Annotated in this window: 21 protein-coding genes; 8 read left to right on the forward strand and 13 right to left on the reverse strand. The window is 62.5% G+C overall.

What is annotated here, in order from left to right:
• Nucleotides 1-11: 11 nt before the first annotated feature.
• The 5 genes from DBR47_RS15545 to DBR47_RS15565 all read right to left on the reverse strand — a co-directional run bounded on the left by DBR47_RS15545 (nt 12) and on the right by DBR47_RS15565 (nt 7,369).
• The gene (locus DBR47_RS15545; protein WP_124451645.1) at nt 12-1,073 is read right to left on the reverse strand and encodes a type 1 glutamine amidotransferase domain-containing protein; all 1,062 of its coding nucleotides are present in this window, start codon (nt 1,071-1,073) and stop codon (nt 12-14) included.
• A gap of 82 nt (nt 1,074-1,155) precedes the next feature.
• Complete coding sequence (locus DBR47_RS15550; protein WP_124451647.1) at nt 1,156-3,177, reverse strand: M3 family metallopeptidase; 2,022 nt, start codon at nt 3,175-3,177, stop codon at nt 1,156-1,158.
• 53 nt (nt 3,178-3,230) lie between these two features.
• Entirely contained in the window at nt 3,231-4,094 is an 864-nt protein-coding gene (gene folD / locus DBR47_RS15555) for a bifunctional methylenetetrahydrofolate dehydrogenase/methenyltetrahydrofolate cyclohydrolase FolD (protein ID WP_124451649.1), read from the reverse strand.
• Between the two features lie 99 nt (nt 4,095-4,193).
• On the reverse strand, nt 4,194-4,817 hold the full coding sequence (locus tag DBR47_RS15560) for a response regulator transcription factor (protein ID WP_124451651.1): 624 nt from the start codon (nt 4,815-4,817) through the stop codon (nt 4,194-4,196).
• Nucleotides 4,814-7,369, reverse strand: a complete 2,556-nt coding sequence (locus DBR47_RS15565; RefSeq protein ID WP_231512341.1) for a PAS domain S-box protein — start codon at nt 7,367-7,369, stop codon at nt 4,814-4,816. The genes DBR47_RS15560 and DBR47_RS15565 overlap by 4 nt, the downstream gene beginning before the upstream one ends.
• Nucleotides 7,370-7,772: 403 nt before the next feature.
• Between DBR47_RS15565 and aceE the strand changes: the two genes are divergently transcribed.
• From aceE to DBR47_RS15595, 6 genes are all read left to right on the forward strand, one after another.
• Entirely contained in the window at nt 7,773-10,490 is a 2,718-nt protein-coding gene (gene aceE / locus DBR47_RS15570) for a pyruvate dehydrogenase (acetyl-transferring), homodimeric type (protein ID WP_124451655.1), read from the forward strand.
• 94 nt (nt 10,491-10,584) lie between these two features.
• The gene (gene aceF / locus DBR47_RS15575; protein ID WP_124451657.1) at nt 10,585-12,288 is read left to right on the forward strand and encodes a dihydrolipoyllysine-residue acetyltransferase; all 1,704 of its coding nucleotides are present in this window, start codon (nt 10,585-10,587) and stop codon (nt 12,286-12,288) included.
• 14 nt (nt 12,289-12,302) lie between these two features.
• Nucleotides 12,303-14,126, forward strand: coding sequence for a dihydrolipoyl dehydrogenase (gene lpdA, locus DBR47_RS15580; protein ID WP_124451659.1), 1,824 nt, complete (start codon nt 12,303-12,305; stop codon nt 14,124-14,126).
• Between the two features lie 125 nt (nt 14,127-14,251).
• Nucleotides 14,252-14,782, forward strand: coding sequence for a transposase (locus DBR47_RS15585; protein WP_124451661.1), 531 nt, complete (start codon nt 14,252-14,254; stop codon nt 14,780-14,782).
• Between the two features lie 297 nt (nt 14,783-15,079).
• A complete protein-coding gene (locus DBR47_RS15590; protein ID WP_124451663.1) occupies nt 15,080-15,433 on the forward strand; it encodes a hypothetical protein in 354 nt (117 codons plus the stop codon).
• Nucleotides 15,430-16,125 (forward strand): LiaI-LiaF-like domain-containing protein, encoded by a 696-nt coding sequence (locus DBR47_RS15595; RefSeq protein WP_124451665.1) that lies wholly within the window; start codon nt 15,430-15,432, stop codon nt 16,123-16,125. The genes DBR47_RS15590 and DBR47_RS15595 overlap by 4 nt, the downstream gene beginning before the upstream one ends.
• Before the next feature lie 3 nt (nt 16,126-16,128).
• Here DBR47_RS15595 and DBR47_RS15600 read toward each other — a convergent pair whose 3' ends face one another.
• The 8 genes from DBR47_RS15600 to DBR47_RS15630 all read right to left on the reverse strand — a co-directional run bounded on the left by DBR47_RS15600 (nt 16,129) and on the right by DBR47_RS15630 (nt 22,106).
• Nucleotides 16,129-17,616 carry a peptide MFS transporter gene (locus DBR47_RS15600; RefSeq protein WP_124451667.1) on the reverse strand — a complete coding sequence of 496 codons (1,488 nt, stop codon included), beginning with the start codon at nt 17,614-17,616 and terminating at the stop codon, nt 16,129-16,131.
• 87 nt (nt 17,617-17,703) lie between these two features.
• Complete coding sequence (locus DBR47_RS24720; protein ID WP_197047098.1) at nt 17,704-18,216, reverse strand: hypothetical protein; 513 nt, start codon at nt 18,214-18,216, stop codon at nt 17,704-17,706.
• Nucleotides 18,143-19,087 (reverse strand): rhodoquinone biosynthesis methyltransferase RquA, encoded by a 945-nt coding sequence (gene rquA / locus DBR47_RS15605; protein ID WP_124451669.1) that lies wholly within the window; start codon nt 19,085-19,087, stop codon nt 18,143-18,145. Before rquA ends, DBR47_RS24720 begins: the two co-directional genes overlap by 74 nt.
• Before the next feature lie 108 nt (nt 19,088-19,195).
• The gene (locus tag DBR47_RS15610; protein WP_124451671.1) at nt 19,196-19,837 is read right to left on the reverse strand and encodes an MBL fold metallo-hydrolase; all 642 of its coding nucleotides are present in this window, start codon (nt 19,835-19,837) and stop codon (nt 19,196-19,198) included.
• A 106-nt stretch (nt 19,838-19,943) separates the two neighbouring features.
• Nucleotides 19,944-20,438 carry a DUF2059 domain-containing protein gene (locus DBR47_RS15615; protein ID WP_124451673.1) on the reverse strand — a complete coding sequence of 165 codons (495 nt, stop codon included), beginning with the start codon at nt 20,436-20,438 and terminating at the stop codon, nt 19,944-19,946.
• A gap of 133 nt (nt 20,439-20,571) precedes the next feature.
• The gene (locus DBR47_RS15620; RefSeq protein WP_124451675.1) at nt 20,572-21,207 is read right to left on the reverse strand and encodes a LysE family translocator; all 636 of its coding nucleotides are present in this window, start codon (nt 21,205-21,207) and stop codon (nt 20,572-20,574) included.
• Nucleotides 21,208-21,237: 30 nt separating this feature from the next.
• Nucleotides 21,238-21,621 carry an iron chaperone gene (locus DBR47_RS15625; RefSeq protein WP_124451677.1) on the reverse strand — a complete coding sequence of 128 codons (384 nt, stop codon included), beginning with the start codon at nt 21,619-21,621 and terminating at the stop codon, nt 21,238-21,240.
• A gap of 77 nt (nt 21,622-21,698) precedes the next feature.
• Nucleotides 21,699-22,106 (reverse strand): VOC family protein, encoded by a 408-nt coding sequence (locus DBR47_RS15630; RefSeq protein WP_124451679.1) that lies wholly within the window; start codon nt 22,104-22,106, stop codon nt 21,699-21,701.
• 480 nt (nt 22,107-22,586) lie between these two features.
• On the opposite strand from DBR47_RS15630, the gene DBR47_RS15635 reads away from it, so the two are divergent.
• Together DBR47_RS15635 and DBR47_RS15640 are read left to right on the forward strand one after the other, a co-directional pair.
• Nucleotides 22,587-23,513, forward strand: coding sequence for a hypothetical protein (locus DBR47_RS15635; RefSeq protein WP_231512332.1), 927 nt, complete (start codon nt 22,587-22,589; stop codon nt 23,511-23,513).
• Nucleotides 23,504-24,643, forward strand: a complete 1,140-nt coding sequence (locus tag DBR47_RS15640) for a hypothetical protein (protein WP_124451683.1) — start codon at nt 23,504-23,506, stop codon at nt 24,641-24,643. Before DBR47_RS15635 ends, DBR47_RS15640 begins: the two co-directional genes overlap by 10 nt.
• Nucleotides 24,644-24,747: the final 104 nt, after the last annotated feature.

The raw sequence follows: 24,747 nt of genomic DNA on the forward strand, positions 1-24,747 counted from the left end.
GGCTGAGCGGCTCAGGGCTTGTTCACGCTGAGCGTGGCCAGCGAGCGCTTGGCCTCGGCCATCGCCTGGCCCAGCATGGCGTGCTTGAAATAGGGTTCGGCCAGGCGCATCAGTGACAAGGCCTGGCGGCGGTCGGCGTCGTCGCTGGCTTGTTGGAATTGGTAGACCCCTAGGGCGGCGATCAGCTCGGTCTTGTAGGTTTTTGGGGTATGGGTATCGGCCGCCAACTCCGCCTGCACCGCGGCATGCTCGCCGTCCAGCCAGCGCAGGGCCAGCTTCAGCGTGGCCTCGTCGGCAAAGGCTTGGCGGGCCGCGGGTTCGGTGCCCAGGGCGCGCAAGACCGCCTCGGTCATGGCGGCGGTGGAGTAGGGGTTCTGGCCGGTGATCAGGCGCCCATCCACCACTACCTTGGGCAGCATCAGCGAGGCCTCTTCCCAGCGCGCGCCCTGGGCCTTGAGTTTGTCCTCCAGCAGCCAGGGGAATTGCGCCGCCCACTTCTTACCAAAAGCAGCTTCCTCCTCGTTGCTGAAGCCGGTCAGGCGCCGGCCGGCGACCAGGGGCTGACCGTCGGCGCGCTTGACCTCGGCCAGTGCGGCCGGGCCATGGCAGACGGCGGCGATTACCGCGCCCTGAGCGTCCATCGCACTCAGCAGCTGCTGCAGGCTGGGGTCCTTGGGCAGATCAAACATGGCGCCCTTGCCGCCCATGATCAGCACGGCGCGGTAGTCCTTGGCCCTCAGGCTGGCGGTGGCCAGCGTCTGGCGCAAAGCCGCCTGGGCCTGGGGATCGGCGGCGAGGCGTGCGTTGTAGTCGTGCTCGGCATTGAAACGATCGGCTTGCACGGCACCGCCCTGCGGGCTGGCCACATCGACGCTCAGACCGTTGGCGCGTAGCAGCAACCAGGCCTGAGCGAACTCGTCCATCTCAAAGCCGGGGCGGGTCTTGCCCTGCTCGCGGCCTTCACCGCTGACGACGATCAAGACTTTGCCGCTCGGCTCTGCGGCCCCACTGGATGCAATCAGGCCAAGGCATAGCAAGCCGCCGACGAGGCTGCGTTTGAGTGTGTGTCGCATGCAAGGAACTCCAGAAATTGAGGGTGAACTCAGTCTAGGAATCCCCTTGTGAAGCCGATGTCAAGCCAAGCTCAGACCTGAATCAAGCCATGCCCTGGTGCCGCAGCAAGGCGTCAATCTGCGGCTCGCGGCCGCGGAAGGCCTTGAAGCTTTCCATCGCGTCGCGGGAGCCGCCTACCTCCAGAATGTTCTGCAGGTAGCGGGCGCCGGTGGCGGCGTTGAATACGCCTTCCACTTCGAAGGCGCTCCAGGCATCGGCGCTCAGCAGCTCGGCCCATTTATAGCTGTAGTAGCCGGCCGAGTAGCCGCCCGCGAAGATGTGGGAGAAGCTGTGCTGGGTGCGGTTAAAGGCCGGCGTGCGTATCACCGAGACCTCTTGGCGCACCTCGTCCAGCAGGGCTTGCAAGGTTTCTTCAGAGCCCGGCTCGGCATGCAAGCGCATATCGAACAGGGCGAACTCGATCTGGCGCAGGGTTTGCAGGCCGCTCTGGAAGTTCTTGGCCGCCGTCATCTTGTCGAACAGCTCGCGCGGCAGGGTGGCGCCGCTGTCCACGTGGTGGGTGAGCTGCTGCACAACTTCCCATTCCCAGCAGAAGTTCTCCATGAACTGACTGGGCAGTTCAACGGCATCCCACTCCACGCCCGAGATGCCGGACACACCCAGCTCATTCACCTGGGTCAGCAGATGATGCAGGCCATGACCAAACTCGTGGAAGAGGGTGGTGACATCGTCGTGGCTCAGCAGCGCTGGCTTGTCTCCCTGGGGAGAGGAGAAATTGCAGACCAGCTGGGCCACCGGCGTTTGCTGTGTGCCCTCGGGGCGGGCCCAGCGGCTGCGCACCTCGTCCATCCAGGCGCCGGGGCGCTTGCCGGGGCGGGCGTAGAGGTCCAGATAGAACTGGCCGACCAGCTCGCCCTTGCGGTCCAAACGGTAAAACTTGACGGACTCGTGCCAGACTTCGGCGGCTTGTTCCACGATCTTGACGTTGAACAGGCGCTCGATGATGTCGAACAGGCCTTGCAGCACGCGCGGCAGGGTGAAGTACTGGCGCACCTCCTGGTCGCTGAAGGCGTAGCGGGCTTCCTTGAGTTTTTCGGAGGCAAAAGCGTTGTCCCAGACCTGCAAGTTGGCCAGGCCCAAGTCCTTGGCGGCAAAGGCCTTGAGCTCGGCCAGATCCTGCTCGGCAAAGGGCTTGGCGCGCTGCGCCAGATCACGCAAGAACTCCAGCACCTGGGCCGGCGAGGAGGCCATCTTGGGTGCCAAGGAGGCCTCGGCGTAGTTTTTGAAGCCCAGCAAGGCGGCCTCTTCCTGGCGCAGCTGCATCAGCTCTTGGATGATGGCCGTGTTGTCCCACTCGGGCTTCTCGCCCAGCTCGCTGGCGCGGGTGACGTAGGCGGTGTAGAGGCGCTCACGCAGAGCACGGTTCTCGCCGTACTGCATCACCGGCAGATAGCAGGGGAAATGCAGCGTGAGCTTGTAGCCGTCCTTGCCTTCGGCTTCGGCGGCCGCACGGGCGGCCGCTTGGGCGTCGGCCGGCACGCCTTGCAACTCCTCTTGCGTGGCGTAGTAGGCATAGCCGTCGGTCGCGTCCAGCACATGCTCGGAGAACTTCTGCGCCAGCTCGGCGCTGCGCTCCTGAATGGCCGCAAAGCGTTGCTTGGCCTCGCCTTGTAGCTCGGCACCGGAGAGCACAAAGTCGCGCAGCCAGAGCTTGAGTGCTTGCTTGCGCGCCGCATTCAGCCCCGCTGCCGCCGGGCTTTGGGCGATGGCCTTGTACTTGGCGTACAGGGCTTCGTCCGAGCCTTGGCGGGTGAAGAACTCGGTGACGGCGGGCAGACTGGCGTTGTAGGCCTCGCGCAGTTCGGGCGTGTTGGCCACGGCGTTGAGATGACCCACTGCCCCCCAGGCGGCACCGAGCCGCTCCGTGGCTACGCCCAAGGTGGCGGAAAGCGCGTCGTAGTCGGCCGGGGTTTGCGCCGAGGTGGCCAGAGCCAAGGCCGCGTCGGCATCGGCCAGCAATTGCGCGATGGCGGGCTGGATGTGCTCGGGTCGAATGCTCGCAAAAGCGGGCAGGGCGGCGGTACTCAGCAATGGGTTGCTCATCGAAGCTCTCGAAAAATCTGTCGGTTTCTAGGGGACCTAGGCCCAGTCTAGCCTCAGCTCGCCGAAGCTGCAGCGCGCTCCGCCGATTCCATGGTGTTGACCAGGAGCATGGTGATGGTCATGGGGCCCACGCCGCCTGGCACGGGGGTGATCCAGCCGGCCACTTCCTTGACACCGGCGTAGTCCACATCGCCGCAGAGCTTGCCTTCATCGTTGCGGTTCATGCCCACATCGATGACCACGGCGCCGGGTTTGACCATATCGGCGGTCAGCACATCGCGCTTGCCCACGGCGGCCACGATCACATCGGCCTGAAGCGTGTGATGGGCCAGGTCCGCCGTGCCGCTGTGGCAAACGGTCACGGTGGCATTGGCCTGCAAGAGCATCATGGCCATGGGCTTGCCGACGATATTGCTGCGGCCAATCACCACGGCATGCTTGCCGCGCAGGTCCTTCATGCCGATGGACTCCAGCATCTTCATGCAGCCATAGGGGGTGCAGGCCTTGAAGCCGGTTTCGCCGACCATCAGCGCGCCGGCGCTCTCAATCGCGAAGCCGTCAACGTCCTTGGCCGGAGAGATGGCTTCGATGACCTTGTGGTCGTCGATATGCTTGGGCAGGGGCAGTTGGACCAGGATGCCGTGGATGCTGGGGTCATTGTTCAGCGCTTCGACGCGTGCCAGCAGCTCGGCTTCGGTCATCGTGGCCTCGTACTTTTCCAGCACCGAGTGCAGGCCGGCGTCGGCGCAAGCCTTGACCTTGTTGCGCACATAAACCTGGGAGGCGGGGTTATCGCCCACCAGCACCACGGCCAAGCCGGGCTTGAGGCCCTTGGCCGTCAAGGCCGCAGCGCGCTGCGCCACTTCGGCGCGGATTTGTGTTGAGAGGGCATTGCCGTCGATGATTTGTGCGCTCATGGCTGTGGACTCCGTTGCTGCTGGGCGAGAGGTGTTTTCAGAACTAAAAAATGCAAAAGGCCGCTGATCTCGCAGCGGCCTTGTGGTGGGTCAGTGGGATCAGACCTTGGCTTGGGCGCCCAGGGCGATCTTGAGCAGGTCGGCCACGGTGTTGGCGTTCAGTTTTTCCATGATGTTGGCGCGGTGCGCCTCCACCGTCTTGATGCTGATGCCCAAATCGTCGGCGATCTGCTTGTTCAGGCGGCCGGCGACGATGCGCTCCAGCACCTGGGCTTCACGGGTGGTCAGGCGTGACAGCAGGGCGTCGCGGCTGGCGGCTTCCTGGTGGCTGGAGAAGGCCTCGCGGGCTTGGTCCAGCATGCGCTCGACCAGGGCGACCAGAGCGTCTTCCTTGAAAGGCTTTTCGATGAAGTCGGTGGCGCCCTTCTTCATGGTCTGCACCGCCATGGGCACGTCGCCGTGGCCGGTGATGAAGACGACGGGCAAGGGGCTCTTGCGTTCCAGCAAGCGGTCTTGCAGTTCCAGGCCGCTCATGCCTTCCATGCGGATGTCGGCAATCAGGCAAGCCACTTCGCGGGGATCGTAGCGGCTCAGAAAGGATTCGGCGGAGTCAAAGCACTTGACCCGATAGTCCTTGCCCTCCAGCAACCATTGCAGTGAATCTCGTACAGCCTCGTCGTCATCGACAACGTAGACATTACCCTTCTTCGGAATCAGACTCATGGTGTCATCATTTGGTTTGTAGCGGATCCAGAGGATCCATTTGCCCCGTTACTCCCATTGCTGGCAGCGGCAGCGGGGCTGCTGCTGAGCTCGGGACGAGAAGAGATATCTACCGGGATGCTGAAGGCAAACCTGCAGCCAACAACTAAGTCACCATTGTATAAGTTCTCGGCCCTGATTCGCCCTTGGTGAGACTCCACGATAGACCGGCATAACCCTAGTCCTATGCCCATGCCGTCGGACTTGGTCGAGAAGAAGGCCTCATACATGCGGGAGATCACCTCCTCGGGCATGCCGGGGCCCATATCCGTAACGCTGAAATCGATGTGACCCCCGAGTTCGGGGGTGTGTTTTGGCACCACACGCAATTCGATATGGCGGCGTGAGGCGGGCAGGCCGGCGTTGTCAATCGCTTCGGCCGCGTTCTTCAGCAGATTCATCAAGACCTGCTCGATCAGGATGGGGTCCACCAGCAGCTGCGGCAGGCGTTGGGCCACGTAAGTGTGGATGGCCACATTGCGGCGGCGCAGCTCGATGCCGGCCAACTCGACCGCGTCCTCGACGATGTCGTAGGCATTGGCGGCCTCGCGCTTGGGCTCGCTGCGCTTCACGAAGTTGCGGATGCGGTGAATGATCTGGCCGGCACGCTGGGCCTGTTTGGCGGTCTTCTCCAGCGCGGCCAGCAGATCGTCTTTCTGGATGGCGTCGTTACGCACACGCGAGACCATGCCATTGCAGTAATTGGTAATGGCGGTGAGCGGCTGGTTCAGCTCATGAGCGACCGAGGAGGCCATCTCGCCCATGGTCATCAAGCGGCTGGTCATCTGCGCTTTTTCGGCCTGCAGGGCGGCTTGCGCCTCGGCCTTGCGGCGGGTGGTGATGTCGGTGGCGATCAGCATCTGGGCCAGACGGCCGTCGGTCCACTGCAGATAGCGGGAACGTACGTCGAACCACATCTCCAGTGATTCGACATACACCTCGCGCGGGTCGGAGCCGGTTTCGGTCAGGTGCTGGGCGGGCAGGCCGGAGTAGTCATCCACCTCTTCGTCCACATCGGCCCCACTGCTGCGGCCCAACTGGCTGCCCGAGAGCTGGGCATGGCCGGCCGGGTCGGCACCGAACCAGAGCCGGTAGCTGCGGTTGGCAAACAGCAGCTCGCCTTGTTGAACCGAGAGCACCGACACGGCGGCGTCCAAGCCTTCGAGCACGGTGGTGAAGCGCTCGTGCGAGGCCGAGAGCTGGTCGCGCACCCGCTTGGCCTCGGTGATATTGGTCATCGAGGTCATCCAGCCGCTCTGCTTGCCCTTGGCGTCCACCAGGGGCGAGAGATAGATGCGGCCGTCGAAGATGGTGCCGTCCTTGCGCATGATCTTGACCTCGGCCCCGCCGGCCGGGCTGCGGCCGTTGATCTCCTGCTGCAGCAGGCGGCCGTTCTCCTCGAAACGATCCGGCGGCCAGAAGGGGAAGGGCGGCTTGCGGCCGATCAGCTCGGCCTCGGAAAAGCCCGTCATCGCGCAAAACGCCGGGTTGACGTAGGAGATGCGCGAGTCCATGTCCATGGCCCGCATGCCGGTGAGCATGGAGTTCTCCATGGCGCGGCGGAAGTTCATCTCCGAGCTGAGCGCGTTCTGGATCTGCAAGCGCCGCCGCATATGGCGCCAGGTGCCCAGCAGCATCCAGACGGTCAGGGTAGACAGAGCCACCACCATCCAGAACAAGGTGTTGCTGATCAGGCCGAAGGAGGAGCGATAGCCCTCGCCGCGCAGCACCAGACCGTTCAGCGCGGGCGCCAGCGGCACCTCGTGGACGATGGAGGCCGGTTTGTTGGGGCGGCCTGGCATGGGTGTGACGGTGCTGGAGACGATTTGCTCGTTGGAATCCAGAATGGCCACCACATGGCGCGAGGCCACTTCGGTGGGCACGTAGTAGCGCAGCAAGGCCTCGACCGAATACTCGGCGATCAGCACGCCGGAGAAGCCGGTGCGATCGATCAGTGGCACCTGGATTTGGAACACGGTCAGGCCGTTGGCGTCGCTGAAGGGCGGTGAATACACCGGCGTGCGTCGCTCCCGCGCGGCCTCGAAGGCCAGGGTTGGCGGGTTGGACTGGTTGGCCATGGGCATGGACGGATCGTTGCCGTCCGGCACCATCAGGCCGTCGGCCTGGAAACCGGCGGCGCTGACACTGGCGCGGCGCTCGCGTCGGCTGGACAGCCAGGTCACATGGGTGATCTCGGGTCGCTCGCGGGCGAAGGTGGCGGCCTGGGCGCTGAAGTCGTGGGCGTCGGTGGCGCGGGTGACGATCTCGCGGGCGATGCGCACCAGCTGTTCCTGGTTTTCGATCAGGCGCAGGCGAATCTGCTGTTGCGCGATTTCGGTGTCCCTCTTTACCGCTTCAGTCTCGCGCTCGATTTCCTCATTTCGCAGGTACCAGAAGGCCAGGATGATGGCCATCAAGAACAGCAGCACCGAGATCAAGGGGCCCAGGGTGGCGAAACGGTCTTGCCTGGACGGGCTCTGGCGTCGCCACCAACTCAAGGCCTTTTGTTGCATGGGACGCAGCAGAGGCCCGGTGGAGTTTTTGAGATTGAAGAAAGAGGGCATGGGCGGATTATCCGGTCGACGCCGGCTCTGTTGGCGCAAATGGCGGGGCTTGCTGCGCGTGCGTTTGACGGAAGGCAATGTCGGGATTTACGTACGTAATTTCGCATAATGAAATCGTCTCGCACGATTTGAGAGTGCGGCAAACTTGTGAGACACTGCGCGCAAACGCGAGGAGGGGCCGCGCCCGGGTGATGGGTGCGCGGGGCTTCCGATAGACGTTTTTCTGGCGCCGGCCGCGAGGCAAAAAAGTCGTGGTCGGCAGATTCAAAGAGGTGTGTGGGGACTGCTTTTTGCGCATTTGCGTGTGCGCGCAGCCCGCCCACCCAGGCCATATATTTGTTTGGAGACATCCATGTCCGCGCAGCCCCAGTCCTTCCTAGGCGCAGCCGCCAATGACACCGACGCTACTGAAACCAAGGAATGGTTGGACGCTTTGTCCGCCGTCATTGGTGAAGAAGGTAGTGAGCGTGCGCATTTCCTGCTCGAATCCCTGATCGACCATGCCCGGCAAGCCGGCATCGATGTGCCTTTCTCGGCCAACACCGCCTACGTCAACACCATTCCTGCCAATCAGGAAGTGCGTTGCCCCGGCAATATCGAAATCGAAAAGCGCCTGCGCGCATACATGCGCTGGAACGCCATGGCCATGGTGGTGCGGGCCAATCGCCTGAACCCGGCCGACGGCGGCGACCTGGGCGGCCATATCGGATCCTTCGCCTCGCTTGCCTCCATGCTGGGCGCCGGTTTCAATCACTTCTGGCACGCCGAGAGTGAAAACCACGGCGGCGATCTGCTCTATATCCAAGGCCATAGCGCGCCCGGCATCTATGCCCGCGCCTTCCTGGAGGGCCGCCTGACCGAAGCGCAGCTGGACAACTTCCGCCAGGAAGTAGACGGCCAGGGCCTGTCCAGCTACCCGCATCCCAAGCTGATGCCCGAGTTCTGGCAGTTCCCCACCGTCTCCATGGGTCTGGGCCCCTTGATGGCCATCTACCAGGCTCGCTTCCTGAAGTATCTGCATGCCCGCGGCATTGCCGACACGGCCAACCGCAAGGTCTGGGCCTTTATGGGCGACGGCGAGATGGACGAGCCGGAATCGCTGGGTGCCATCGGCTTGGCCGCACGCGAAGGCCTGGACAATCTGGTCTTCGTCATCAACTGCAATCTGCAGCGCCTGGACGGCCCGGTGCGCGGCAACGGCAAGATCATCCAGGAGCTGGAAGGCGAGTTCCGTGGCAGCGGCTGGAACGTCATCAAGCTGATCTGGGGCAAGGGCTGGGACGAGCTGCTGGCGCGCGACAAGAGCGGCAAGTTGAAGCAGCTGATGATGGAAACCGTCGACGGTGACTATCAAGCCATGAAGGCCAATGACGGCGCTTTTGTGCGCAAGAACTTCTTCGGCAAGTACCCCGAGACCGCCAAGCTGGTCGAGCATATGAGCGACGAAGAGATCTTCGATCTGCGTCGCGGCGGCCACCAGCCCGAGAAGGTCTTCGCGGCCTTCCATGCTGCGCACAACAACACCTCGGGTCAGCCGACCCTCTTGCTGGTCAAGACCGTCAAGGGCTATGGCATGGGCAAGGCCGGTGAGGGCAAGAACACCGTCCACCAGACCAAGAAGCTGACGGACGAGGACATCAAGTACATCCGCGATCGTTTCGGCATCCCCATCCCCGACAGCGAGCTGCCCAAGCTGCCTTATTACAAGCCGGCCGATGACACGCCCGAAATGCGCTATCTGCATGAGCGCCGCCAGGCCCTGGGCGGCTATCTGCCCAAGCGCCGCGTCAAGGCCGACGAGACCTTCACCGTGCCGCCGCTCAGCGCCTTCCAAGCCGTGCTGGACGCGACCGCCGAAGGCCGTGAAATCTCGACCACTCAAGCGTACGTGCGCTTCCTGACGCAGCTGCTGCGTGACAAGGACCTGGGCCCGCGCACCGTGCCCATCCTGGTCGACGAGGCCCGCACCTTCGGCATGGAAGGCCTGTTCCGCCAGATCGGCATTTACAACCCCAAGGGTCAGCTCTACACGCCGGTCGACAAAGACCAGGTGATGTACTACCGCGAAGCCAAGGACGGTCAGATCCTGCAAGAGGGCATCAACGAAGCCGGCGGCATGGCCAGCTGGATCGCGGCCGCGACTTCGTACTCGACGAACAACCGGGTGATGATCCCGTTCTACGTCTATTACTCGATGTTCGGCTTCCAGCGCATCGGTGATCTGGCCTGGGCGGCCGGCGATATGCAAGCGCGCGGCTTCTTGCTGGGTGGCACCTCGGGCCGCACCACGCTGAACGGCGAAGGCCTGCAGCACGAAGACGGCCACAGCCACATCCTGGCCGGCACCATCCCCAACTGCGTGAGCTACGACCCGACCTTCGCGCACGAAGTGGCGGTGATCCTGCACAGCGGCCTGAAGCGCATGGTGGAGCAGCAAGAGAACATCTACTTCTACATCACCCTGCTGAACGAGAACTACCCCATGCCTGGCCTTCGTGCCGGCACGGAAGAGCAGATTCTGAAGGGCATGTATCTGCTGGATGCTGCAGCGGCTAACGCTGATGCCAATCTGAGCGTCAATCTGCTGGGCTCCGGCACCATCCTGCGCGAAAGCCAGGCCGCCAAGACCTTGCTGGAGCAAGACTGGGGCGTGGCTGCCAATGTGTGGAGCTGCCCGAGCTTTAACGAGCTGGCCCGCGACGGCCAGGACGTGGAGCGCTACAACCTGCTGCACCCTTGCGGCCAGCAGCGCGTGTCCTTCGTGGCTCAGCAGCTGAGCCAGACGACCGGCCCGGTGATCGCCTCGACCGACTATATGAAGAACTACGCGGAGCAGATTCGCGCCTACGTGCCGGCCGGCCGCACGTACAAGGTCTTGGGCACCGACGGTTTCGGCCGTTCGGACTTCCGCTCCAAGCTGCGTGAGCACTTCGAGATCAACCGTCACTACATCGTGGTGGCCGCCCTGAACACCCTGGCCGACGAGGGCAAGCTGCCTAAGGCCAAGGTGGCAGAAGCGATTGCGAAGTACGGCATCAAAGCTGACAAGATCAACCCCCTGTACGCGTAAGCGGACATTAGGGGTTGATCTTGGGGCGGCACTCATATCGCCTAGCGATTGGGGGTGACGAGCCCAAGTCGTGCCCCTCGCACGGAGAACAAACATGGCATTGGTAGAAGTCAAGGTCCCGGACATCGGTGACGTCAAAGACGTGGCAGTGATCGAACTGCTGGTCAAGGTGGGTGACACGGTCGCCCTGGAACAAAGCTTGATCACCGTGGAGAGCGACAAGGCCTCCATGGAAATCCCCAGCACCCACGCCGGTGTGGTGAAGGAGATCAAGGTCGCCATCGGCGACAAGGTCAATGAAGGCAGCCTCGTGCTGCTGGTGGAAGCCGCCGGTGCAGCGGCTGCTGCGGCACCTGCTCCCGCGGCCGCGCCTGCCGTGGCAGCCCCTGCTGTTGCTGCCGCAGCCGTCGCAGCGGCCCCTGTTGCCGCCGCAGCGCCCGCCGGCGCCAGCAGCTTCATCGAGGTCGTGGTGCCCGATATCGGCGACTTCGACTCGGTGGCCGTCATCGAGGTCTTCGTCAAGGTGGGCGACACCATCAAGATGGAGCAAAGCCTGGTGACCGTGGAGAGCGACAAGGCCTCCATGGAGATCCCCAGCTCGCACGGCGGCGTGATCCGTGAACTCAAGGTCAAGCTGGGCGACAAGATTGCCAAGGGCTCGTTGCTGGCCGTGGTGGAAGTGGCCGGTGCCGTGTCTGCACCCGCTGCTGCGCCTGCGCCTGCCGCCGCGCCTGTTGCTGCTGCAGCCATAACCGCCGCAGCTCCGGCTGCTTCTGTTGTCGTCGCAGCACCGGCGGCCGCCGCCGCTCACAACCCCACCGTCGCTCCCACGGGCAAGCTGCCCCACGCCTCGCCCAGCATCCGCCGTCTGGCCCGCGAGTTAGGTGTGCCGCTGACGGAAGTCGCCGGCAGCGGTCTGAAGGGCCGCATCACCGAACAAGACGTGCAAGGCTTTGTGAAGCGCGTGATGAGCGGCGCGGTGCAGACCTTGGCCCAAAAGGCTGCAGCACCTGCCGCTGCGTCGGCCAACGCCTCGGGCGGCGCCTTCCCAGGCCTGCTGCCCTGGCCCAAGGTGGACTTCGAGAAGTTCGGCGCGGTCGAGCGCAAGGACATGTCGCGCATCAAGAAGATCTCGGGCGCCAATCTGCATCGCAACTGGGTGGTCATCCCTCACGTCACCAACCATGACGATGCAGACATCACCGAGCTGGAAGCCTTCCGCGTTCAGACCAATAAGGAAAACGAGAAGAACCCAGCCGCCGTCAAGGTCACCATGCTGGCCTTCATGATCAAGGCCGCCGTGGCCGCCTTGAAGAAGTTCCCCGAGTTCAATGCCTCGCTGGAAGGCGAGGGCGACGCGCAGAAGCTGGTGCTGAAGAAGTTCTACAACATCGGCTTCGCGGCGGACACGCCCAATGGCCTGGTGGTGCCGGTGATCAAGGATGCCGATAAAAAGGGCATCTTCGAGATCAGCGCCGAAATGGGCGAGCTGGCCAAGAAGGCCCGTGACGGCAAGCTGGGCCCCGCCGAGATGAGCGGTGGCTGCTTCACCATCTCCTCCCTGGGTGGCATCGGTGGCCGCTACTTCACCCCCATCATCAATGCGCCCGAAGTGGCCATCATGGGCGTGTGCAAGAGCCAGATCGAGCCCAAGTGGGACGGCAAGGCCTTCCAGCCGCGCTTGATGCTGCCGCTGAGCCTGAGCTGGGACCATCGCGTGATCGACGGCGCTGCTGCTGCTCGCTTCAACGTTTACTTCGCATCGCTGCTGGCGGACTTCCGCCGCATCGTGCTCTGATCGGGAGCTGAGTCATGGCACAAGTGAATGTTCTCGTTCCCGATATCGGTGACTTCAAAGACGTCGCCATCATCGAGTTGCTGGTCAAGGTCGGCGACACGGTGGCGGTGGACCAAAGCCTGATCACCGTGGAGTCCGACAAGGCCTCGATGGAGATCCCGTCCTCGCACGCCGGTGTGGTCAAAGAGATCAAGGTCGCCCTGGGCGACAAGATCAACCAAGGCACGGTGCTGCTGGCGCTGGAGTCGGCTGACAGTGCCGCTGTAGCTGCCGCGCCTGCTGCGGCTCCGGCCGCTGCAGCCCCCGTTGCTGCGGCTGCCGCTGCGCCCGTGGTGGCCCCCACCGCAGCCAGCTACAGCGGCGCAGCCGATCTGCACTGCGATCTGCTGGTGCTGGGCGCCGGCCCCGGCGGTTACTCGGCCGCCTTCCGTGCCGCCGATCTGGGTCTCAATGTCGTCCTGGTGGAGCGTTATGCCACCCTGGGCGGCGTCTGCCTGAACGTGGGTTGCATCCCCTCCAAGGCATTGCTGCATGTGGCGGCGGTGATGGACGAGGTCTCGCACCTGGGCGATCTGGGCGTGGACTTCGGCGCCCCCACCGTCAATGTGGACAAGCTGCGCGGCCACAAGGAAAAGGTCATCTCCAAGCTGACCGGTGGCCTGGCGGCGATGGCCAAGATGCGCAAGGTCACCACCGTGCGCGGCTACGGCCATTTCCTCGACGCCAACCATGTGGAAGTCGAAGAAACCACCGGCGACGCGCAAGAGAAAACCGGCGCCAAGAAGACCATCCACTTCAAGCAGGCCATCATCGCGGCCGGCTCGCAAGCCGTGCGTCTGCCTTTCCTGCCGGATGACGAGCGCATCGTTGATTCGACCGGCGCGCTGGCGCTGAAGGGTACGCCCAAGAAGATGTTGATCATCGGCGGCGGCATCATCGGCCTGGAAATGGGCACGGTTTACAGCACCCTGGGCGCGCGCCTGGACGTGGTGGAAATGCTGGACGGCCTGATGCAAGGCGCCGACCGCGATCTGGTCAAGGTCTGGCAGAAGATGAACGCCAAGCGCTTCGACAACATCATGTTGAAGACCAAGACCGTCGGCGCCACCGCCACCCCCGAGGGCATCAAGGTGCAGTTCGAAGGTCTGGACGGGAGCAAGAGCGAAGGCACTTACGACCTGGTCTTGCAAGCCGTGGGCCGCACGCCCAATGGCAAGAAGATCGCCGCCGACAAGGCGGGCGTGGCCGTGACCGACCGTGGCTTCATTAACGTCGACGTGCAGATGCGCACCAATGTGCCGCACATATTTGCCATCGGCGATGTGGTCGGCCAGCCCATGCTGGCGCACAAGGCGGTGCACGAGGCCCATGTGGCGGCCGAAGTGGCGGCCGGCGCCATCCTGGGCGACGCGCACCTGTCCAAGAGCCAGTTCGACGCCCGTGTGATTCCTAGCGTTGCCTACACCGACCCCGAAGTGGCTTGGGTGGGCCTGACCGAAGACCAGGCCAAGGCCCAAGGCATCAAGGTCAAAAAGGGCCTGTTCCCCTGGACCGCATCGGGCCGCGCGATTGCCAACGGCCGCGATGAAGGCTTCACCAAGCTGCTGTTCGATGACTCGCCGGAGGCCCATGGCCACGGCAAGATCCTGGGCGGCGGCATCGTCGGCACCCATGCCGGCGACATGATTGGCGAGATCGCCCTGGCCATCGAGATGGGCGCCGACGCGGTGGACATCGGCAAGACGATTCACCCGCATCCGACCCTGGGCGAGAGCATTGGCATGGCGGCCGAAGTGGCGCATGGCTCTTGCACGGATTTGCCGCCGGCACGCAAGTAAGAGCAAGTCTGAGCATGATAAAAAAGCCCGGGTCGGTAAACGCCCCGGGCTTTTTTTCGTGTGCGATCAACACGGTAGGTTGGAGTGAGCCCGCGAACTCCAACATTCATGGATCAATTCAAGCTATGAAATACCGCCGCTCAGACACTCCTGGCGCCACTTATTTCCTCACGCTCAACGCCGCAGACCGTAGGGGCCAGGTCTTGCTCGATCATGTTGACTGCCTGCGCCATAGCTTCAGGCAAGTTCGAGCCAGGCACCCCTTCGTGCTGGACGCCGTGGTTGTTCTGCCCGAACACCTGCATATGCTGATGACCTTGCCGCGAGAAGACGCTGACTTTGCCACCCGGGTCATGCTGATCAAACAAGGTTTTTCTCGCTTGGTGCCCAAAGGTGAGTGTGTCAACGAAAGCCGTGCTCGACGGGGCGAACGCGGGCTTTGGCAGCGCCGCTATTGGGAGCATCTGATCCGCGACGAGGCGGACTTTGCTCGGCATGTGGAATACATTCATTTCAACCCCGTCAAGCACGGTTGGGTGGAGCGCCCCGGGGATTGGCCCTATTCGTCGATTCACCTTTTTGTGAGCCGAGGCTTGTTGGATGCGAACTGGGCGACTGCGCTAGGTTCGACAGCCGATGGTTCGTTTGGCGAATGAGGATGCAGGGACGGGGCCGAATGGGTGTTGGAGTTCACGGTGTTCACTCCAACCTACTTGCTACTTGCTACTTGCTGAGGCGACTGACAAGAGACGGCCGCCCCTGGTAAGGATCCGGGCATGTCTTGCCTGTCGGCCATTGCCGCCGTTCACGCCTCTCGCCTGTTCGTTCGTCAAATAGATTTCGACAGCGCCGCTGGCCTCGCTTATCGTGGCGGGCATTACAAAAACCGGTGCAAGTCCATGTCAAGCAGACCCAGAAGCCCCCGCAGTCAAAGGCCCCGAGATCATCTCTTCATGGGCCTGTGCCTGATCGTGATCGGCACGGTCGCCCTGCTGGAGCAGCGGGGCTTTCGCGTCATCGACTGGCTCTGGACCCATTGGCCCCTGGCACTCAGTGCGGTGGGCCTGGTGCGTTTGGTGACGGCGCGCGATTTGAATCAGGTGGGCAGCGGCGTTTTCATCCTCTTGCTCTCGGCCTGGCTTTATGCCTGTGAGATGGCCTATCTGGGCATGAGCTACTACAACAGCTGGCCCGTCCTGCTGGTGGGCTTGGGCCTTTGGAAGCTGGTCTTGGGGGCCTTGAGTCTGCGCCAGGACGCCGCCGAGGTGGACGAGGTGATCGAGTTGCCGGAGAACAAGCAGCCATGAAGCGACAACAAGATTCCAAACAGCAGTTGTTGTTCGGCCTGGTGCTGACCCTCTTGGGGGTGGTGTTCCTGCTGGATAACTTCCACGTCTTTGACGCGCGCCGCATCCTGCCTTTCTGGCCCCTGATCCTGATCGCCCTGGGCGCCCTAAAGCTCAGCCAGGACGCCGACGCGCGTGGCCGCGGCATCGGCTTTGCCCTGATCGCCGTGGGCAGTTTGTTGACGCTGCGCCATCTGGGCATCTTCGACTTCCGCTGGCGCGACTTTTGGCCGCTGATCCTGATCGGCGCCGGCGTCTTGGTGATGTTCCGCGGCCGCCTGGCCTTGGAAAGGAATGGCGGCGCTGCGACGGTGGACCTGCTGGATGAAGACCGGGTGCAGATCAGCACCGTCTTGAGCGGCAATCAGTCCAAGCTCAGCAGCCCGCGCTTCACCGGCGGCGAGATCAAGGTGGTGATGGGCGAGACCCAGCTGGATCTGCGCCAGGCCTCCATCGAGGCCCCGGCTCAGCTGAAGATTCTGGTGGTGATGGGCTCGGTCAAGCTGCAGCTGCCGCCGGACTGGAGCGTCAGCGTCAAGGGCAAGCCCCTGCTATCCGAGATTGACGACAAGACCACGCCGCCGCTGATGAGCAGCAAGCAGTTGGTGATTCATGCTGAGCTGGTGTTGGGCGGGCTGGAGCTGCGGAACTGAACTTCAGGCCTTGGCCGCCTCGCCAGGGCCTCCTATCAACCGTCGCAGCGTCGGGATCAAGAGCACCAGCAGCACGCCCACCGCCACGCTGCCCAGGCCCAGTTGCATGAACAAGGTGGCGTAGATCGGGTTGCTGCTCAGTGCCGTGCTGCCCTCGGGCTGGGCCACCATGCCGGAGAAGTCGGCGGCGAAGAGCGAGGCCAGGCCGGTCACCAACATCCAGCTGCCCATCATCACGCCCTGATACTGGCGCGGCGCCAGACGGCCGATCATGGCGTAGCCCACCGGCGAGATCAGCAGCTCGCCCAAGCTCTGCAAGACATAGCTGCTGAACAGCCAAACGAAGGCGACCTTGCCTTCGCCATCGGCCAGGGCAATGCCCATGGGCAGGGCCAGAAAGCCCAGCCCCATCAGCACCAGAGAGGCCGCGAACTGCTGGGGCACATCCACCGGCCAGCCGCTCCCGCGCAGACGAGCGAACCAGGCCGCCAGCAACGGGCCGCCCAGCACGATGACCAGGGTGTTGATGTTCTGAATCCACTGTGGCGCGATGGTGATGCCGGCTAACTGCAGGTTCACATTGCCCACGGCAAACAGCTGCAATCCGCTGGGCGCCATCTGGTAGAGCGACCAGAACATCAGCGAGCCCAGGGTCAAGATCAGATAAGCCCACATGCGCTTCTTCTCGGGCACATTGGAGTGGCGCACCGTCAGCACGATCAGGGCCAGGGCCACGCCGGCCGAGATCACCTTGACCAAGGATTCCGTGCCATCCGGGTGCTGCAGCAGGAACCAGAGCAGGGGCACCAGGCCCAGCAGAATGGCCAGGCCGGCCGCGAAGCGCAGGCGCCAAGCTTGGCGGTCGAGCTTGAGCAAGGGCGTATCAATATCGGCCAGCACCCGCCAGAAGGCCAGGGCCAGCACGATGGCCGCCACATTGCCGAGGGTGGCGAAGAGAAAGAGGTCGGTGTAGTTCTTGCTCAGCTGGTAATGGCCGGCCACCGTGAAGCCGATGAAGAAGCCGACATTCATGCCGGCGTAGTTCCACAGAAAGGCACCTTCGCGTCGGCTGTCCTCGGGCGCGAAGCGCTGGGTCAGCATCATGTTCAGGCAGGTGACGTTGAGGCCGCTGCCGGTCAGGAAGAGGGCCAGGCCCCAGTAGAGTAAATCAGCCGTGCCGCCGGCAATCGAGGCGCAGCCCAGCACTTGCAGCACCATGCCGCCGACGAAGAGATTGCGGTTGCTCAAGAAGCGCCCGCCCAGATAGCCGCCGAACAGATGCAGACCGTAATTGAAGGCACCGAACACGCCCATGATCAGCGCGGCCTTTTCTCCTGAAAACTTCAGGTGCTCGGTGGCGTAGAGCACCAGGCTGGAATACAGCACAGCGAAGCCCAGGGTGGAGAACATCTGGACGAAGAACAGCACGCCCGCGCCGGGCGGGATGGCGGAAAACCGGGCGCTCAGGCGCGAGGAAAGGGGCAGATTCATGAGAAGGCGTTGGCAGCGAAGCTGCTTTGAAGAGGCCGCGGGATCTTACGACCGGGTAGGGTGTAGAACGCCAAGGCGTGCTCGGTGTTAACCCCTTGAACTGGCCGGCGCTTGCGGCACGCTGGCGCAGTTGGCCACGCCCTGGCGGTCAATCAGCAGCCGGAACTTCAGGCCTTGGGGCAGGGCGCGCCACTGCGTCAAGGGCTGGCGGCAGGTCCAGACCTGGCCGTTGGCGGCGACCAGTTCCAGCTCATAAAACTCGTGGTGTTTTCCCAAGCGCTGTGGGCTCAGTTCTTCTTTGCCTTGGGTCAGCTCAGGTCTGGGCCAGCGCGGCGGCTCTGGATCCACCCCGGTCTGCTGCGCCTGCCAAAGCGTGCGCCAGGTGGGCAGGGTGTAGCGGCAATGCTCGCTGGGCTCGGGCCGAACGCCGGCCGGATCGGCCATCAGCCGGCGGCTTTGCAGCTGCGCGCCGGCGGGCAACTCATCGCACCAGGCCGAGCCCAGCTCAGCGATTTGGCGCTCGACTTCAATCTCCAGGCGCCAGGTCTTGCGCTGCAACTCCACCTCGACCCCCGGTGGGCCGAACAGGCGCCAGCCCATGGGCAGCAGGACGGCCAAGAAAACCAGGCCTAGCAGCAGGCGGGGCCAATGAGCGATGAGGCGCTGGAACATGGCCGCCATTGTCGGCGGAGCGGCCGCTGTTTGTGCATTCACCGGTTCTTGTCAGCACCCGTATTTGATAGAGACCGCCAAAGACGCTTTGCTGACTCAGGGTCTGAGCCAGGGCTGGCGTCTCAGGTGGCAGGAACTCATCCAGCTCGTGATGCCATAGATCGATCGCAAAAGGCTCCAGCTTCTCGAAGATCAGGCGCATCAGTGGGCGCAGCGGATGACAGGCCACGGGGCGGTGGTAGTCCACGATCACCAGCTTGCCGCCGGGCTTGAGCACACGCAGCGCTTCGGCCAGGGTGGCGCGGCGCACGGACTCGGGCTGCTCGTGCAGCAAGAAGAACATCAGCACCTGCTCATAACTCGCGTCTTCGGCGGCAATAGCCGAGGAGTTCCCCTGCAGCAGATGCACCCGCGGGTCCGCCTTGGGCAGCTTCTTGGCCAGATTGCTGAGCTGCACCGGCAGGATGTCCAGCACATCGAGGCGGGCCTCGGGTGCTAAGCGCTGCAGCAGGCGCGGGGTCAGATTGCCGTAGACGCAGGCCACTTGCAGCGTGCGGCCGCTGACGGGTTCGCCCAGTTCGGCCAAGGCCAGATCGCGCAGGCGAGCGTAGTTGCCGAACAAGATGGTATTGACCAGCCACTCGCGCTCAAAGGTCTCCACCGCGCGTGGGTGGACGTAGGCCCACCAATAGACTTGTTCTAGATAGCGAGGGATGGCGAGCCGGCGCGTGGCATGGTGGCCAGGCAGTGCGGGCAGGCTGAGATCGGTCGTGCTGGGCTTGTCTGCGGCGTCGTCCATCGTGCTCCTCGCTCCGTGGGGGGTAAAGCGACTATGCCCCGCGTGAGAGCGCGGCTCTTGACCTGGCTCAGTGGGCCGCCGATTCAGCGGGCGATCGCTGGGAGGCGTTCAGGTCCCTTGCACATAGGGATTGCTGCGCCGTTCGCGGCCAAAGGTGCTTTCAGGGCCGTGGCCGGGGATGAACACCGTTTCATCTCCCATGGGCCAGAGCCGCTCGGTGATGGACTTGATCAAGGTGGCATGGTCGCCACCGGGAAAGTCGGTGCGGCCAATGCTGCCCGCGAACAGTACATCACCCACAAAAGCCCGCTGGACCGCGGCGGAGTGAAACACCACATGGCCCGGTGTGTGGCCGGGGCAGTGGCGCACGACCAAAGTCTGATTGCCAATCTGCACGGTGTCGCCATCCGCCAGCCAACGGGTGGGTGTGAAGCTCTCCGCCGGTGGGAAGCCAAACATCTGGCTCTGCTTGGCCAGGCCATCGATCCAGAACTGGTCGCCCGGATGCGGGCCGATGATGGGCAGATTCAGCTCCCGCGCCAACTGCCCCGTGCCGCCCGCATGGTCGATATGGGCATGGGTCAGCCACAGCGCCTTGAGGGTCAGGTCTTGCGCCTTCACGGCGGCCAGCAGCTTGGGCAGATCACCGCCCGGGTCGATCAGCGCCGCATCGCGCGTCTCATCGCACCAGACCAAGGAGCAGTTTTGTTGAAAGGGCGTGACGGGGAGGGTGAGGTAGCGCAGGGGCATGGGGGGATGGGCAACTCGGGATTGGCTTGTTTTGGAAACATCGGAGCGAAGGTCGCTTGGGATCAAAGCCGAGCACTTTGTCTCTCGGCTGCGCAGGCAAGTGCGCTCAGTTCGACACCTTGGCTTCAGCCATTGCCTCTTTGATGGCTGCCATCATTTTTGGCAAGAACGATTGCATCAGCGATTGCGACAGCGCGACCGACTTTTGCATCACGACGGGCATCTTGTTCACAAAAGCTTGTCCAGTAGGGCTCGCGTAGAACGCAAGCAATCCGTCGATCTCTTCTTGGTCAAAGGTTTCTTGGTAAAGCTGTACATAAAGCGGTTTCATTTTTTGCCAATTCATGTCCTCTCGCACGATTGCTACAAACTTGGGAGGCACTGCATCGAGAACGCGTTGTTGTTCCGAGCTGAGTTGCTTGCCAATGACGGCCTGTCTCATTGTCTGGCGCATCGACTGTTCAATGCCGCCGTACATGGAGTCCAACAAGGACTCGGACTTCGTTGCCACCAGGAGTTTCTCAATGGACTCTTGACTGGCTGGCGCGGCATTTGCGTTCAGCGCTGCAAAGAGAATGGCAAGGGCAAAGAGAATTCGCATAAGGTTTCTTCCTGATCCGGGAGAGGTGAAAGGCAGTGCAAACGGTCACGGGGCTGATTGTTAAACATCTCTAGCCGCCTCTAGGGCATGCACATAGGTGCTTCACGCTCTTGGCCTCCCTTTTGTAGCCTGCTCAAGCTTCAATCGTCGACACAGCCAACTTGATCCCCAGCGCGCCCATGATGGCCCCGGCCGATCGGTCCACCCATGCCTTGTAGCGCAGATAGCGGCCTCTTGGGCCCTGGGCCGACAAAGCGGTCGCCACCACGGCGTACCAGCCAGCCTCGATGAAAAACACCAGGGTGATGAGCGCGAGGTTGTATTGAATGCTGGGTGAACTTGGCAAGAAGGCCGCGAAAACGCTGGCATACACGATGGCGGTTTTGGGATTGCTGATTTGTGTTGCAAGGCCAAGCAGCAGGTAGCGACGGCTGGGTATGGCGCTTTCCGATGGCCCATCGGCGCCGACCTCAAGCGCTTGCCGCGCTCCTTGCCAAATGCGAAAGCCCAGGTAGGCGAGATACAGGCCGCCTACGACTTTCAGCGCGAGATAGAGCAGCGGAACGGCCAAGAAGACAAGGTTCAAACCGAGCAGAGAGGCGATCGCAAACAGCATGGCGCCGAGGCCCATGCCGAGCGCCGCATTCAAACCCTTGGCGCGCCCCGCCGAGGCCGCCGTTCTTGCGACCATGATGAAACTCGGCCCTGGGCTTGCCGCACCGATGCATAGTGCGGCTGCGATACCCAGGAATGAGGTGACTTCGTTCATGCTTGCTTGCTCCGTCGTTTGTGTTGGGCGCTACTTCTTGTGCTGGCTAGGGGGCCGGCCAGCCAGGTGCTCCAAGTTGTAGAGGACGAGCTTTCGGATGAGCGCAAGCGGTGGGTCTTGGCTCAGCGGGACTTGAATGGTGCCCTTGGAGGTCTTGTAGCCCTCGAGCTCTGCGGCGAAGGCTTCCATGGCCGCGGCTCCGGGGTAGAGGCCGATATGTGTCTTGAAGGCGGCGTAGTGAAAGATGTTTTTGCGCATTGAAAAAGTGGGAATGCCATAACTGATCTTCTCCACGGCCTGCGGGGCAAGAGCCCTCACTTCGCGCCTGATGATCGTGAGCTTGGTCTGTACATCTGCGGAAAACGCCGCGATGTATTCGTCAACGGCCGAGGCGGAGGATTGGGCTGTGCTCATGAAAAAACGAAGTCGCTGGGAAGTATGGGTGGGCGCTTGGCGAATCCTGTCCAAATGATTGAGCGAATGGCTCAGGCTCAGCGGGCCGCTGCCGCTGGATCCATCCACAAGGCCGCCCACATATGCCCATCGGGATCGGCCAGATCGCGGGTGTACATAAAGCCGTGGTCTTCCATGGGGTTCACATCGGCTTGCCCGCCATGGGCGGCAGCGGCCTCGTTCATCGCGTCGACGGCGGCGCGGCTCTCCAGAGCCAGAGAGAGCATCAGCGCGCAGGAACCTGCGGGCGGGAAGGGGCGTTGGGTGAAGCTGCGCCATTTGGCATGGGTGACCAGCATGACTTGAACCGCTTCATTCCAGATCAGGGCGGCGCCCTCTTCACCGCTGAGCTGCGGGTTCAGGCTGAAGCCCAGGGCTTGGTAGAAGGCGCTTGAGACGCTGAGATTGGCGACTGGGAGGCTGATGAAGAGAACTTTGGTGCTCATGGCTTGCTCCTGAAGCGCAGTGCGTCTGGCGTACTGCAATTTGCAGGATAGCGCTTCCGTGTGGAATCGCACCAGTCGGGGTCAGGTCTTGCCCTAGCTCAACAACTGGCGCTGTTTGAGCAATTGAGATTTTTCACTATTGCCTTTTCCAGACAAATCGACTGTGCGGGCAGACTATGATCCGCCGCTTTCACAAAAAAGATAACGATGAATTTAAACGGAGTGCTGGGCGGCCTCTTGCGTTCTTTCGTGCCGCGGTGTTTTGTCTTTGTGTCATTGGTGGGGGTCGCGTCAGCGACCTCAGCGCAGAGCAAGGAGGTTGCGCTTTCAGGGTTTGCCTACTCGGGGGATGCCACCTCGGTTGCGCAGAGGTTTCCGTACACCAAGAAGTACGAAGCGCAGTTGAAGGCCATCGGTGAATCGCCGGCCAAGCGCATCCATCAAGCGGTCAAGTTGGCACCTGCGCAATACTTGCAAGTTGTGCCTCAAATCGCCGAGCTGAAGGGGGCCGATCAAGCGCTTGCCGTGGCCTTGGTCGTGAATGCTGAGACAGTTTCTGTCGAGCAATTTGGCGACTTGCGCAAGTTGCTGGTGCTGGTCAAGGGACAGGTCTTGTTCTTTGACTTCAAGGCCATGAACGTCGCGCGTGCCTACCCCATCAGCTTCGCTTCCATCGATACCTTTCCCTATGACCCCAGCGAAGAAGAAGTTCTTGCGCGCTTGACGCAGGTCTATGAAGGGGCGGGAGGCAAGCCGGGCTTGTTCGCACGCTTTGCCAATGCTTTGGCCAAGGCGACGGTGCCTGATACCGCTGCACAGCAGTTGCAGGTGACCAAGGTCAGCATCAAGCCCGAGGCCCTGGAGTTCATCCCGGCGGCGGTCAAGAGTGCGCCCGGCAGTGTGGAGACTTGGGCCGCTGACATGCTGGCCGAGGCGCTGTCTACCCGCGCCGGCGTGCCCATCATTCCTTTCTCCAAGGGCTATGCCATTGGCAATGTGATGTCGATGAGTGTTGCAGATGGGGATGTTTTCAATCTGAAGCTCCCCAAGCCAGATCACGAGATCAGTCTGGAGTTGAACGGCTTCAAGAAGATCAAGTTCGGTGAGGCGGCGGCAGGTGTGAGCTACATCTACGGCGCCTACGCCAAGCTCACCATCGAAGAGCCCTTGATGAGCCGCAAGCCCTTCGACACCGCGCTCAAGAACGGCGAGGTCAAGTTGGTGCCGGCCACCCAGGTCTATGTGGACGACTTCCCCGCTTTTTACGACTCTCTCAATCTGATGTTCGTGAAGCTTGCTCAGGCGCTGGACGGGCAGGGCAATGCCTGGATCAAGTCGGCCGCTGCTGCGCCGGACATTGAACGTCAGATCGAACAAACCAAGGAATTGATCAAGAAATGCAAGTAATCCGAAAGCTCTTTATCGCCTTGATGGCGATCAGTTTCAGCGTCGCCGCCATCGCGCAGGTGCAGGCAGCTCGTGGCAAGGCCAGCGTGGCCTACAAAGGCAAGGCCGCGCCCGCTGACGTGAAGGCGCAAGCCTTGTCCAAGGCTCAGCTCAAGGCCGTTGAGATGTATTACGCCGAAGCCGGTGAGGCCGAGGCCGCCAATTACGACGCGGTGCGCGACAAGATCGTGGCCGACCCGGATCGCTTCATCCTCGAAACCACGGTGCTGGGCGAGGAAGACAATGTGGCCAATCAGCAGTACACCGTCGCGGTCAAGGTGTCCTTGAACATCGCGAATCTGCGCAATGCCGTCAAGGCCAACTCGGCGGTCGCCAAGGCGGGTCGTAGCGAGCGTTCGCCCATGGCCTTCCTGGTGATTTCGCGCCAGGTGGATTCGGTCAAGTCCTTTGATGACCGGGTCTATAAAAAGGTGGAAGCCAAGCGCAGCTTTGAAGGTTCGGACAAGGTGTCTGAGAGCAGCACCGAAGGCGAGAAGATCAAGAAGGGGCAGGTCAGCACCAATGCCTCCGCCTCGTCTGAACAAAAGTCCAGCGCTACGGCCACCCGTTCGATTGAGACGGGCGGCAGCACGACCAAGAAGTCGGCCGAGTCAACCTGGCGCCTGATCCCCAGCGCCAACCTCAACCAGATCTTCACCGCCAGCTTCACCAAGGCCGGCTACAAGGTCAGCGAGGCGGCCATGATTGAGCCTTACACCAACGGTCAGTTCAAACTGGCCACGGTGGAAGACGACTATCGTTCCGGCAACGACCTGAAGCCCGCCACGCTGGCCTCCATCGTTCAGGGCATGCGCACGGCGCAGATTCCCTACGTGACCCTGGGCACGTTGGACGTCAATATGGCCGACGAAGATCCCAACACGGGCCTGCGCCGCGTTGCCGTGACGGTCAATGCCAAGGTGCTGGACATCAGCGCAGCAATTCCCGACACCATCGCATCGGTGGGTCCCGTGCAGTACGCAGGCGTAGGCGCTTCGGATGATGAAGCCCGTACCAACGCCCTGAAGCTGGCCGCGAACAATGCCGCCCGCGAACTGGGCAGCCAGCTCACCAATCTGGGCGTTCGCTGATCGGCTCCGCTCACTGAACCCGAGCCCTGGATGCCAGCGCATCGGTGCATGCGCTGGCATTTTCTTTCCTCCCCTGGCTTTTTGCTTTTATTGCCCTCGTTTTA

Origin of the sequence: Paucibacter sp. KBW04, assembly GCF_003852425.1 — a bacterium.
Taxonomy (GTDB): domain Bacteria; phylum Pseudomonadota; class Gammaproteobacteria; order Burkholderiales; family Burkholderiaceae_C; genus Paucibacter_A.